The following is a 12,839-nucleotide window of genomic DNA, read 5'->3' as shown; positions in this document are numbered from 1 at the left end:
CCTTGGGCTGGGCGCCGCGCGGGCTCCGGCGCGTACGGCCGCCCGGCACGAACTTGCGTACGCGCCACGCCGCCCCGTCGTACGTCCGGCGCCGGTCAGGCCGGTGGGCCGCCGGTCCGGGTGACGACGGATTCGAGCCCGTCGAGCAGCCACTCCAGGACCTGGCCGAACGGCTGCGGGCCGGGGGCGTGCCGCTCGGGATCGTTGACCCAGCGGATGAAGTGGGGGTGCCTGCCCGCGGCGGCGATCCGTTCGAGATAGGGCGCGGCGGCCTGCTCCAGCTCGTCGTCGGTGCTCAGCCCGACGCGGGCCCGCATGGTCCGCTCCTCGAGAAGGGCGAGCCCCGAGCCGAACACCTGGCCGAGCACCGTGTCGACGCACCGCATGCGGGTGGCCGCGTCGAGCCCGAGGGGGTCGAGCTCGGTGAGCGCGGACTCGTAGAGGTCGAGGGCGTTGGGCCCCAGCGGGGGGCGGCTGAAGGCCAGGCGCGCGAACCACGGGTGGCGCTGCACGGCGTCCCAGCCCGTACGGCCCATGGCGCGCAGCGCGGGGCGCCAGCCCTCGCCGCGCGCGACGGCGAACTGCCCGTAGACCTGATCGGACATCAGGTCCAGCAGGCCGTCCTTGCTGCCGACGTAGCGGTACAGGGCCATGGGGCTGCGCACGCCCAGCCCGGTCGCCAGCGCCCGCATGGTGAATTCGCCGCTCGCCTCCCGGTCGGCCATGTCCATCGCGGCGCTCACGATGCGCTCGCGGCTGAGCTGTTCGGTGCGGCGGGGCGGTGCGGGCTGGTCGAACCACACCAGGCCGCTGGGCGCGGGGCGGCGGTCTTCGGAAGTCATGGTGTTCGGACCCTAGTCGGTGTACGTTGTCCACCATGAGTGGACGATGTACACCGAAGCCGCGCGCACACCGCCCCGACGTGCTGGACGCCGATGTCCTGATCACCGGCGGCGGACTGGCCGGACTGACCGCCGCCCTGGTGCTCCGCCACCACGGCGTGGCCGTCACGCTGGTGGAGAAACGCTCGACGACCTCGCCCCAGCCCAAGGCCCGCCGCCTCCACATGCGCAGCATGGAGATCTACCGCGAGCTCGGCCTCGCCGGGCTGGTCCACGACGCCGCCCGCGACCTCGCCGGGCACGACCACATGGCGGCCGGCCGGACGCTCGCCGAGGCCGAACAGCTCCCGCTGTGGCAGCCCATGGCGGCCGGCGCCCCCCTTGTCGACGTCAGCCCCGAGCCGCCCTCCCTGATCGCCCAGGACATACTCGAACCGGTCCTGCGCGCCGCCGCCGTCGACGCGGGCGCCACCGTGCGGTTCGACACCGAACTCCTCGGCCTCGACCAGGACGAGGACCGGGTGCGCGCCGAACTCCTCGACCGTACGGACGGCAGCCGCCACCGCGCCGAGGCCCGGTACCTGGTGGCCGCCGACGGGGCGCGCGGCTTCGTCCGCGAGACCCTCGGCATCGGCCGCTCCGGAGAGGGAGCCGTCGGCCGCCCCAACGTGAACGTCTACTTCCGAGCCGACCTCGCCGACGTCGTACGCGGCCGGGAGTTCAACCTCTGCCAGATCGACCACCCCGACGCCCCCGGCGCGCTCGCCTCGGTGGACGGCCGCCGCCGATGGGTGTTCATGAGCCCCGGCGGCGAGACCGACCGCGACTGGCCCGCCCTGCTGCGCACCGCGCTCGGCGTCCCGGCCCCCGACCTCGACGTCCTCAGCGTGCTGCCCTGGCAGGCCGAGATGCTCGTCGCCGACCGCTTCAGCCACGGCCGCGTGCACCTGGCGGGCGACGCCGCGCACGTCATGCCGCCGTATGCCGCCAGCGGCGCCAACACCGGGATCGCCGACGCGCACAACCTGGGCTGGAAGCTCGCCGCCGTCCTGCGCGGCGAGGCCGCCCCCGCCCTCCTCGACAGCTACGACGCCGAACGCCGCCCGGCCGGCTGGTTCGCGGCCGACGAGTCCAGTCGCCGCATGGCGAGCTTCCAGAACCTCGCGTCGGCCCCCGACCCCACGCTCGCCCACCCCTACATCCTGGCCGTCGGGGCGTTCCAGCACACCGCGGGCGCCCTGGCGAGCGACCCGGACGCCGCCGACGACCCGGAGCCGGTCACCGAGTTCGCCCCGGCCGGCCGCGTCGGCACGCGCGTACCGCACCGCTGGGTCGACGCGGCCCGCACCCGCTCGACGCTCGACCTCGCGGGCCCCGGCTGGTCCCTCCTCGCCGGACCGGAGGCCGCCGCACCGCGCACGGACCGGCTCCCGGTCCACCGGCACGACGTGGACTTCCTGCCCGCCGGCCAGTGCCTGCTGCTGAGGCCCGATCAGATCGTCGCCTGGCGGGGCACGGACCCCGATGCGGCGGTCGAGGCGCACAACGGTCTGCTCCGGGCGCCCGCGGCGAGCGGGATCGGCACGTAGCGGTACGGCCGCAACCGGCCTCGGGGAACATCGGGACAGCTGTGGCGCTGAGAACGGTCATGGTTCGACCGGCGCGAGCGTGCTGACGCGGTTCTCGTACGCGCGGAGGCGCCGCGGATGTCGAGTATGGCGCGCGACAGCCCGGCTCGCTCCCAGTTGGTCTGGTCCTCGTCCGGCTTCGGCGCATCAGGGTCCCGGAGCGGGCGTGGGACGCCGGCGGCAGACGCCGTCGACCGGGTCGACCGCGAGGAGCAGGTGTTCGGTCCTGGGCGCACCGGGCAACGCCGTTCGGGGGAGGGGCCCACGTAGGGTGAGCGGTGTGACCGATCTTCCTGACCTCCGGATCGAGCTCGACGGGCGGCCCGCTGCCGCCGAGGAGCTCTTCGCCCCGCTGATGAGCAACTACGGCCATTTCACCGCCATGCAGGTACGCGGCCGGGCCGTGCGCGGCCTCGATCTGCACCTCGCGCGGCTGGACGCGGCCACGCGCGAGCTGTTCGGCGCGGACCTCGACGGCAGCCGGGTCCGCGAGCTGATCCGGCAGGCGCTCGCCGACACGGAGGACGCGTCGGTACGGGTCAACGTCTTCCGCCCGGCGCCCGGCGCGGCGCCCTCGGTGCTGGTCAGCGTGCGCCCGCCCACGACCATGCCGACCACGCCGCAGGCCCTGCGCACCGTGCCCTACCTGCGCCCCGTCGCGCACATCAAGCACACGGGCGGCTTCGCGCAGGGCTACTTCCGCGACCAGGTCCAGCGGGCGGGCTTCGACGAGGCGCTGCTGACCGGCCCCGACGGCACGGTGTCCGAGGGGGCCATCACCAACGTCGCCTTCACCGACGGCGGCACAGTGGTGTGGCCCGACGCCCCCATGCTGGACGGCATCTCGATGCTGCTGCTCCGGCAGGCGCTGGACAAGGCGGGCCTGCCCTGGCGGCGAGCGAGCGTGCGTACCGCCGACCTGGCTTCGTACGGCGGGGCCTTCCTCACCAACTCCCAGGGCATCGCGCCCATTTCCCGCGTCGACGAGCTGGACTTCCCCGCCGACGTGCTGCTCGTGGACGAGGTCGTCCGGATCTTCCAGACGATTCCGGCGGACGCCCTCTGACGCTCCGACCCTCCCCGAGGTGCGGTACCTGCCGTAGCGGCACATCGCATTCCCGCCATCGGGGGCTCCGCCCTGTGCCGCCGGCCGGAGCCCGCACCCGGTGATCGTCTTCGCCGTGGTGCGCAGGTCAGCTCAACTCGCTTGCAGAGCAGGGGGAGTTCGGTGTGCCAATACGCGCACGGTCGGTTTCGGCCTGATTGGCCGTCAACTCCCCTGGAAACATTGACAGTCGGAATCCCAGTCCATACCTTCTTGGATCGTAGGAAAGATAAATGATTGATGATCCGATAGACGGTGTGAGGGACTGGGGGAGTCTTGATGACCGAGTCGACCGCGACAGCCGCTGTCGTGCCAAGGCCAGGCGGCGGACGCGGATGGACGCTGGCCGCCGTCTGCGTGGCGACGTTCATGCTGATGCTCGATCTGACCGTGGTGAACGTCGCGCTCCCTGATATGCGCACGCATCTCCACGCGACCTTCTCCGACCTGCAATGGGTGCTCGACGCCTACGCCCTGGGGCTCGCGGTCTTCCTCCTCACCGCGGGCTCCCTGGCGGACCGCCTCGGCCGGAAGCGGGTGTTCAACACCGGATTCGTGATCTTCCTTCTGGCCTCGCTGGCCTGCGGCCTCGCCCCGAACGCGGCATTCCTGTCCGCCGCGCGAGGGGTGCAGGGCCTGGGCGGCGCGATGCTCTTCGCGGTCGGCCCGGCGCTGATCGGACACGAGTACCGCGGCAAGGAGCGGGGCAAGGCGTTCGGGATCTTCGGCGGCGTGGTGGGACTGTCCATCGCGTTCGGCCCGTTGATCGGCGGCGCCCTCACCGACAGCCTCGACTGGCGGTGGATCTTCCTGGTGAACGTCCCGGTCGGCATCGCCGCGCTGGTGATCGGCGTGCTGCGCATGCGCGAATCGCGGGACCCGCGAGCGCACCCGGTGGACTGGTGGGGGCTGGTCCTTTTCTCGGGTGCGCTCGCCCTTCTTGTCCTCGGCTTCCTGCGCGGGGAGGCGCAGGGCTGGGGAAGCGCCGCGATCGTGGGCATGTTCGCCGCATCGGCGCTGCTCTTCGCGGCCTTCTACGTCACCCAACGGCGGCTCGGCCAACGGGCGATGCTGCGCCTGACGCTCTTCCGCAACGTCACCTTCAACGGCATTTCGGCGGTCACCCTGCTCTGCGCGGCGGCCACCATGTCCGCGCTCTTCCTGCAGATCTCCTACGTGCAGAACGTGCTGGGCTTCTCGGCCTGGGACACCGGGCTGCGGTTCCTGCCGCTGACGCTGACGCTCTTCGTGGCGGCGGCCGTCGCCGGCAGCCTCACGACCCGGATGCCGCAGCGCGTGCTCGTCGGCTTCGCGATGACCTTCGTGGCGCTGGGGCTCGCCCTGGTCCTGCTGGTCGACGCGGACAGCGCCTGGACGTCGCTGCTGCCCAGCATGTTCGGACTCGGCCTCGGCATGGGCCTGTTCAACCCGCCGCGCGCCTCGCTGTCCATCGCGGTGGCCGAGCCGTCCGAGGCGGGCATGGCGTCCGGGATCGGCGAGACCTTCCAGCAAGTGGGCGTCGCCGTGGGCATCGCGGCCTTCGGCGCGCTCTTCCAGTCCAGGGTCACCGACCTGTTCGTCGACTCCGAAGCGGGTCGTCAGCTGGGCGGACGGGCCCAGGAGTTCGGCGAGGCGGTCGCCGCAGGCGGCGGCTCGCAGGCCGTGTCCGGCATGCCGGCCGCGATGGCCGAGCGACTGGACCAGGCGGCCCGTACAGCATTCGCGGACGGCCTCCACGAGGTAATGATCGTATGCGCGTCGATCGCGGCACTCGGCGCACTGATCGCGTTCGCGTTCATCCGCACCCGAGACCTCCATGAGAGCGCCCTGACCGGGGCGGAGAGCGAGGGTGCCCGCGCCGGAACCGCGGTGGAGACGGCAGCAGCGGATGCCACGGGGAAAGTCTCCGCGCGGGCCTGACCGACCGGCGTGCGACGGTGCCCCGGGGACTTCGGCCCCCGGGGCACCCGCCGCTCTCCGCACCACGATCCGGCGATCGTGGATGTTCATCCAACCCGCCACCGGCGATAATGGCAGGTGAGCGCAGACCGAAAGACCATTCCATCCCCCCGACGGAAGCGGCCCTTGATGTCAACCACCGACCATCTCTCCGCCCCACTGCCTCAACCCGCGGCCGAGGCAGTGGACTTCCCGCTCGTGCGCCGGACCGGCTATCTGCTGCACAAAGCCGGACTGCTGCTCATGCACGAGGCCGACCGGGCCCTGGAATCCCGCGGGATGCGGATGCGGTACTTCTACGTGCTCGCCGCGCTGGAGGGCCAGATCAACCTTTCCCAGCAGGACTTGAGCCGACTGCTCAACCTCGATCCCACCACCATGGTCGCGCTCATCGACGAGATGGAGGGCGCCGGGCATGTGGAGCGACGGCGCAACCCCGCCGACCGCCGGCGCTACATCCTCCATCTCACGGACGCCGGACGGACGGCGCTGGCCGCCGCCTCGCGCGCCGTCGACGACGTGGAACAGGTCTTTCTCGCCGCGGTGGACTCCGCCGACCGCGACCGGCTGCGGAAGATCCTCGGCGAACTGCTCGCCGACCGCTGGCCCAGCGTCGTCGCCTGCGAGGACTGACCGGGGCGTTCCGATCGGGGCGTCCGACGTCCGGCCCGGGCGGCCCGCCGGGAGGACCGAACAGCAGAATTCAGCACTCCGCAAAACCCGGCCCGCATTATCCGGAGGCAGCCTATTCGGAGCATTTAATTCCCCCGTCAAATTCCGTCAAATGTATTTTGGTTGACTTGAATTAGTTGAAGTGAGCCTCTTCACAAGGGCCCTGTTGATGTTTTCCCGGTGCTAGCCTCATGGTGAGTCACCACGGGGGAAGGAAAACGGGGATGAGTGAAGAAAGGTTGGTTTTCGACTCGCTCGACGCCTGCCTCGGGCCGCGAGGCGCGAGGTTCTTCGGCACGGGATACAAGCGAGTCGGGCAGCAGTTGCACCACATCGAGGCGGACGGGCTCACCGAGCCCGGCGCGGGCGCCGACGCCCGCGCCACGCTCACCTATCCGGCCGACTGGTCCCGCAAGGCCGCGGGCCGCGAACTGCGGCCGCACCTCAGCAGCATCGACGCGCTCGTGCTCGCGGCCTCGCTCGCCGAGATCCACCTGAACGGCGCGTACGGGCTGGACGAGGAGCAGCGTCGCCGCACCTGGCTGCGGAGCGCGGACATCCGGGCCGGCAGCCGGCCGCACGAGGACCTCACGGACTTCGCCGTCACGGCCCGGCTCGCGCGCACCGCGCCCGCCGGCCCGGCGAACGGCGGCGGGGGAAGCGGCGGCGCGGGGAGCGGGGCCGGTCCGGAAGCGCCGGTCAGCAGCGTCTACGACTGCCGCATCGGGGAGTTGAAGGTGCGCTGCGACTTCGTGCACGAGGCGGAGGGCGCCGGGCCGCGCGGTCCGGCGCGCTACGAGACGGACGAGGAGGCGCTCGGCGCCGCCCGCACCCGGCACTACGGAGCGGGCTACAAGGCGCACAGCCACCACGCCGACGGCGTCAGCGTCGATCTCGCCGCACAGCAGGTCAACGCCCGGCAGTTCGTCGTGCCGAGCGTCGAGCGGCTGCACGAGGCGCGGGGCGCCGAGGCCGCGTACGCGCCGTCGGTGTCGCTCGTCGACACGCTGGTGTGCGTCGCCCAGCTCGCGCAGGCGCTGCTGTACGTGCAGGACGGCGTGGACCGCGGCCGCAGCAACACGCTGTGGATGCGGCGCACGGTGGTCGGCGCGCACAGCCCGCTGCGGCCCATGGCGGGCCCGATCGAGGCCAAGGCGTACGTCACCCGGACCCGGCTGCTCGGGCTCGGCGACGACACCTGGCGGGTCGCCGACCTCGCGGTCGACGACTTCTCCGGCATCTACGGCCGGTGCTCCATCGCGCATCAGCTGCCCATGCTCGCCGCCGCCTGAGCGGCCGGCAGCCGTCGTGCGGCGACCGTCCCTCGGACGGCCGCCGCACGCTACGGGCCGCACCCAAACCAACGGCGCACCGAGGCGACGACTCCGCTGCGGGCCGACAGCCCTGCATCGGGCCGACGGCTCCGCACCGGGTCGACAGACCTGCATCGGGCCGACGCTCCGCTTCGGGCCGACGGCTCCGAGTGGAGCCCGCGGCGCCGTAATGAGTCGACAACTCTGCGAAGAGTCGATAACGGGGAACTGCATTCATGAACGGAACACCGATGACGCGCTTCGGTGAAGCGCTCGTCGTATTCGAAGGACCCGGCCGGATCAGCTGGCGCGCCGCGGAACACGGGGAGTGGGCGCCCGACGGAATCTGGCCGGAACAGACGCTCCGCACTCTGCTGGCCGAACACATCGACAGCGGTTCGCCGCTCCTCGTCGTCCTCGACGAGGCCCGCGACACCGTGCCCGTACTGCGCGAGGAATGGGACCGCGCGCCGTACTCCGTGCGGGCCGCGCTGACCGGCGCCCACACCCTCGCCCGGACCGGAACGGACGGAGCCGCGGAAGCGGCCGGGACCGCCCGTACGCGCCGGGGAACGGAACTGGCCGCCTCCGGGACTCCGTGCGCGGAGTTCGGCCGGTGCGCCGAGCACGGCGAGATCATCGAGGTGCGGGTGCCGTTCCTCGACTGGCTGCCCGAGCCCGTTCGGGCCCGCGCCGCCGCCTTCCTCGCCGAGAGCGACGAGACCCTCGCCCGCACACCGACCGCGCTGCTCCCGCCGCTGCTCCTGGAGGAACCCCGGCCGCAGCACCAACAGGCCGCGCCCCAGGTGCGGTTCGCGCGCCGGCTGCTCCCCGGGGCGCTCACGCCGGCACGGCTGTCGGCGGCGGTCCGGCACATCTTCGGAGACCGGACCGCGCAGTACGAGGGGCCGACGGCGCGGTACAGCGGTGCGGCGGTGGCCTGCTGATGAACGATCAGGAACGGACCGCGGCCGACGCCTTCGCGCTGCTCAGCCGCGACGAACTCGGCGCGGCCATCGCCACCATGGCCTTCGCCGGACTGGCCCGCACCCGGCCGGACCCGGACAGCGGGCCCCGGCCGGGCGGCGCCGAACCCGAAGGGGGCGACCTGTGATGCCGCGCTCCGTGCTCGTCACCGGCGGCAACCGCGGCATCGGGCTCGCCGTGGCCCGCGCTCTGCGGGACGACGGCGAGCACGTCGCCGTCACCCACCGCGGCGACGCGCCGCCCGACGGCCTGTTCGGCGTACGGGCCGAGATGACCGACCCCGACAGCGTGGACGCGGCCTTCACCGAGGTGGAGGCCGCGCAGGGGCCCGTGGAGGTGCTCGTCGCCAACGCGGGCATCACCCGCGACATGCCCTTCCTGCGGATGGCCGAGCGGGACTTCCTCGACGTCGTCGACACCAACCTCGGCGGCGCCTACCGCGTCGTGCGGCGCGCGGCCCGCTCCATGGTCCGCGCCCGCTGGGGCCGCATCGTCCTCATGTCGTCGATGGTGTACGCCTTCGGCGCGCCCGGCCAGGCCAACTACGGCGCGTCCAAGGCGGGGCTGCTCGGCCTCGCCCGCTCCCTGGCCTGGGAGCTGGGGCCCCGCAACATCACCGTCAACCTCGTCGCGCCCGGCCTCATCGACACCGAGATGGGCCGGGGCGTCACCGACCGCCGCCGCGCGGAGCTGGCCCGCATCACCCCGCTCGGCCGCCCCGGCACCACCGAGGACGTCGCGGCGGCCGTGCGCTATCTGACGGGGGAGTCCGGGCGGTACGTCACCGGGGCCGTCCTGCCGGTCAGCGGGGGACTGGGGCTCGGCGGATGACCACGGACCACCACCTCACGGAAGGAACGGCACCGACCATGGAAGACCGCGTCATCCACCTCGCCATCTCCGGCACGTACTCCAGCGGCAAGAGCACCACCACTGAGGCGGTCTCGGTCGCCACCGGCATCCCGCGCACCCACGCGATGACCTCCCGCGAGATCCTGCTGGACCTCGTGCCCGGCAAGCAGGTGCAGGAGCTGTCGGCGGCGGAGCTGATGGCGCTCGGCCTGCGCCGCCTGGAGGAGCGCATCCACAACGAGGCGCTGCCCGGCTCCTTCGTCTCCGACGGCTCGGTGATCCACGAATGGATCTACGGCGAGGCGCGGATGCGCGTCGGCATCAACCCCGGCGCGGGCTTCTTCGCCAAGGCGCTGAAGAACGTCGCCGGGCTGCCCGTCAAGCGCTTCTACCGCGACTACATGAACGCCTACGGGCAGATCACCAAGGCCCGCGCCAAGCGGATCTACGACGCCTATGTGCACCTGCCCGTGGAGTTCGAGATGAAGGCCGACGGGCACCGGCCGGTCTCCGAGCCGTTCCGCAAGATGTCGGACGAACTGCTCATCGCGACCCTGGAGGAAATGGAGATCCCCTACCACGTGGTGGGCGGCACCGTCACCGAGCGGGTCCGGCGCATCGTCGACCTCTTCGACCTGCCGCTGGTCATGCCGCTCGACGAGGCCGTCGAGATCGCGCAGGAGCGGGTCCGCGAGGCCAACGAGGTCCTGGAGGCCGACGCCCGCCACCACAGCGCCCGGCGCTCCACGTCCTGGCGGCGGCGCGTCTCGTACGCGCTGCGCTACTGACGACCCGGGCGGCGCGGTACTGATCCGGGCGGCGGGCCCGCCGGGCGTCCAAGGGGCCTCCGCACCTAAGATCGGCGAGCGAGACACAGCGCCGACCAGCGGAGACGACCTCGATGAACGACCCGGCAGGCCCGGCGCACCCGCGTGGCGACGCCGCCGCGCACCATCCGTACGGCCGCGACGCCGCCCACGACCCGTACGTACGCGTCCGCGGCGCCCGCGAGCACAATCTGCGGTCCGTGGACGTCGACATCCCGCGCGACGCGCTCGTCGTCTTCACCGGGGTCTCCGGCTCCGGCAAGAGCTCGCTGGCCTTCGGCACCGTGTACGCGGAGGCCCAGCGCCGCTACTTCGAGTCCGTCGCCCCGTACGCGCGCCGGCTCATCCACCAGGTCGGCGCGCCCAAGGTCGAGGAGATCTCCGGGCTGCCGCCGGCCGTCGCCCTGGAACAGCGCCGCTCCGCGCCCACCTCCCGGTCCTCCGTCGGCACCGTCACCACCCTCTCCAACTCGCTGCGGATGCTCTACTCCCGCGCGGGCGACTACCCCGACGGCGCGCCGCGGCTCGACTCGGACGCCTTCTCGCCCAACACCGCCGCCGGGGCCTGCCCCGAGTGCCACGGCCTCGGCCGCGTCCACCGGGTCACCGAGGACTCCCTCGTACCCGACCCGCATCTCTCCATCCGCGAGGGCGCCGTCGCCGCGTGGCCCGGCGCCTGGCAGGGCAAGAACCTGCGGGACATCCTCGCCGCACTCGGCCACGACATCGACCGCCCCTGGCGCGAGCTGCCGCGGGCCGACCGGGACTGGATCCTGTTCACCGACGAGCAGCCCGTCGTCACCGTCCACCCCGTGCGCGACGCGGGCCGCATCCACCGTCCGTACCAGGGCACGTACATGAGCGCCCGGCGCTATGTGCTGCACACCTTCGCCGACTCCAAGAGCAGCACGCTGCGGGCGCGCGTCCAGCGGTACCTGGTCAGCGGAGCGTGCCCCGGCTGCCATGGGCGGCGGCTGCGGCCCGAGGCGCTCGCCGTCACGTTCGCGGGCCGCGACATCGCCGACGCCGCGGCCCTGCCGCTGAGCGCGCTCGGCGACCTGCTGCGGCCCGCCGCGGCCAGGGCCGACGAGAGCCCCGCCGCGCTGCTCGCCGCGGACCTCGTCGCCCGCGTCGAGGTGCTCACCGAACTCGGCCTCGGCTATCTGAGCACGGACCGGCCCACCCCCACCCTGTCCGCCGGCGAACTCCAGCGCCTCCGGCTCGCCACCCAGCTGCGCTCCGGGCTCTTCGGCGTCGTGTACGTGCTGGACGAGCCCTCCGCCGGGCTGCACCCCGCCGACAGCGCGGCCCTGCTCACCGTCCTGGACCGGCTCAAGGCCGCCGGGAACTCCCTCTTCGTCGTCGAGCACCACATGGACGTCGTACGCCGCGCCGACTGGATCGTGGACGTCGGGCCGCACGCCGGGGAACACGGCGGGCAGGTGCTCTACAGCGGCCCCGTGGCCGGGCTCGCCGACGTCGCCGAGTCGGCGACCCGCCGCTTCGTCTTCCCGGACACCGGCGCGCCGGGCCCCGGCGCGCCCGCCCGCCGCACCCCCACGGGCGCGGTGCGGCTGCACGGCGTCACCCGGCACAACCTGCGCGACCTCGACGCCGACATCCCGCTCGGCGTCTTCACCGCCGTCACCGGGGTCTCCGGCTCCGGCAAGTCGACGCTGATCAGCCAGGTCCTCGCGGACGCCGTCGCCGAGCACCTGGGCGGCGAGAGCGCGGAGACCGCAGACACCGCTGACGCCGCCGATACGGGCGACGAGCCGGCCGCCGGAGCCGACGGGCCGTACGAGGTGCGGGCCAAGGGGCTGGAGGCGATCGACCGGCTGGTGCGCGTGGACCAGAAGCCCATCGGGCGCACCCCGCGCTCCAACCTCGCCACCTACACCGGGCTCTTCGACGCCGTCCGGAAGGTGTTCGCCGCGACCGACGAGGCCCGCGCCCGCGGCTACACCGCCGGCCGGTTCTCCTTCAACGTGCCCGCCGGCCGCTGCGATACCTGCCAGGGCGAGGGCTTCGTCGCCGTGGAACTCCTCTTCCTGCCCGGCACCTACGCCCCCTGCACCGCCTGCCACGGCGCGCGCTACAACCCCGAGACGCTGGAGATCACCTACCGGGGCGCCACCATCGCCGACGTGCTCGGCATGACCGTCGACGCGGCGGCCGGCTTCCTCGCCGACGTGCCCGCCGCGCTGCGCGGCCTCGCCACCCTGCGCGACGTGGGCCTGGGCTACCTGCGGCTCGGCCAGCCCGCCACCGAGCTGTCCGGCGGCGAGGCCCAGCGCATCAAGCTCGCCGCCGAACTCCAGCGCACGCACCGCGGCCACACCCTGTACGTGCTCGACGAGCCCACCACCGGACTGCACCCCGCCGACACCGAACTGCTCCTGCGCCAGCTGCACGGGCTCGTGGACGCGGGCAACTCCGTCGTGGTCGTCGAGCACGACATGGCCGTCGTCGCCGGGGCCGACCGGGTCATCGACATGGGGCCCGGCGGCGGCGCGGCGGGCGGCCGCGTCGTCGCGGCCGGCACCCCGGAGGAAGTCGCCCGTGCGGAAGAGAGCCTGACGGCCTGCTACCTGCGGGCGGCGCTGCCGGGGACGGGTACGAACGGCTGACGGCCGTCCGGGTGGGCCGCCCGG

At 73.0% G+C, this 12,839-nt stretch carries 11 protein-coding genes; 10 read left to right on the top strand and 1 reads right to left on the bottom strand.

What is annotated here, in order from left to right; translation table 11 throughout:
- Positions 1–95: 95 nt before the first annotated feature.
- Complete coding sequence (locus tag AB0I49_RS33120) at positions 96–842, bottom strand: TetR/AcrR family transcriptional regulator C-terminal domain-containing protein (protein WP_363230879.1); 747 nt, start codon at positions 840–842, stop codon at positions 96–98.
- Between the two features lie 35 nt (positions 843–877).
- On the opposite strand from AB0I49_RS33120, the gene AB0I49_RS33115 reads away from it, so the two are divergent.
- The 10 genes from AB0I49_RS33115 (at position 878) to AB0I49_RS33070 (ending at position 12,815) form a co-directional block, all read left to right on the top strand.
- A complete protein-coding gene (locus AB0I49_RS33115; protein ID WP_363230878.1) occupies positions 878–2,431 on the top strand; it encodes an FAD-dependent monooxygenase in 1,554 nt (517 codons plus the stop codon).
- A gap of 319 nt (positions 2,432–2,750) precedes the next feature.
- Entirely contained in the window at positions 2,751–3,536 is a 786-nt protein-coding gene (locus AB0I49_RS33110) for an aminotransferase class IV (protein ID WP_363230877.1), read from the top strand.
- 318 nt (positions 3,537–3,854) lie between these two features.
- On the top strand, positions 3,855–5,495 hold the full coding sequence (locus tag AB0I49_RS33105; protein WP_363230876.1) for an MFS transporter: 1,641 nt from the start codon (positions 3,855–3,857) through the stop codon (positions 5,493–5,495).
- Positions 5,496–5,663: 168 nt separating this feature from the next.
- A complete protein-coding gene (locus AB0I49_RS33100) occupies positions 5,664–6,167 on the top strand; it encodes a MarR family winged helix-turn-helix transcriptional regulator (RefSeq protein WP_363230875.1) in 504 nt (167 codons plus the stop codon).
- A gap of 263 nt (positions 6,168–6,430) precedes the next feature.
- On the top strand, positions 6,431–7,498 hold the full coding sequence (locus AB0I49_RS33095) for an AvrD family protein (RefSeq protein ID WP_363230874.1): 1,068 nt from the start codon (positions 6,431–6,433) through the stop codon (positions 7,496–7,498).
- 257 nt (positions 7,499–7,755) lie between these two features.
- On the top strand, positions 7,756–8,466 hold the full coding sequence (locus AB0I49_RS33090) for a hypothetical protein (protein ID WP_363230873.1): 711 nt from the start codon (positions 7,756–7,758) through the stop codon (positions 8,464–8,466).
- A complete protein-coding gene (locus AB0I49_RS33085; protein WP_363230872.1) occupies positions 8,466–8,633 on the top strand; it encodes a hypothetical protein in 168 nt (55 codons plus the stop codon). Before AB0I49_RS33090 ends, AB0I49_RS33085 begins: the two co-directional genes overlap by 1 nt.
- The gene (locus tag AB0I49_RS33080; RefSeq protein WP_363230871.1) at positions 8,633–9,337 is read left to right on the top strand and encodes an SDR family oxidoreductase; all 705 of its coding nucleotides are present in this window, start codon (positions 8,633–8,635) and stop codon (positions 9,335–9,337) included. Before AB0I49_RS33085 ends, AB0I49_RS33080 begins: the two co-directional genes overlap by 1 nt.
- Positions 9,338–9,375: 38 nt before the next feature.
- The gene (locus AB0I49_RS33075) at positions 9,376–10,146 is read left to right on the top strand and encodes an ATP-binding protein (RefSeq protein ID WP_363230870.1); all 771 of its coding nucleotides are present in this window, start codon (positions 9,376–9,378) and stop codon (positions 10,144–10,146) included.
- Between the two features lie 113 nt (positions 10,147–10,259).
- Positions 10,260–12,815: an excinuclease ABC subunit UvrA gene (locus tag AB0I49_RS33070; RefSeq protein WP_363230869.1), complete on the top strand. Its 2,556-nt coding sequence runs from the start codon at positions 10,260–10,262 to the stop codon at positions 12,813–12,815.
- Positions 12,816–12,839: the final 24 nt, after the last annotated feature.

This window comes from Streptomyces sp. NPDC050617 (assembly GCF_040654795.1).
Lineage (GTDB): Bacteria > Actinomycetota > Actinomycetes > Streptomycetales > Streptomycetaceae > Streptomyces.
The sequence above is the reverse complement of the archived record's forward strand: the minus strand, read 5'-3'. Positions and strand labels throughout refer to the sequence as shown.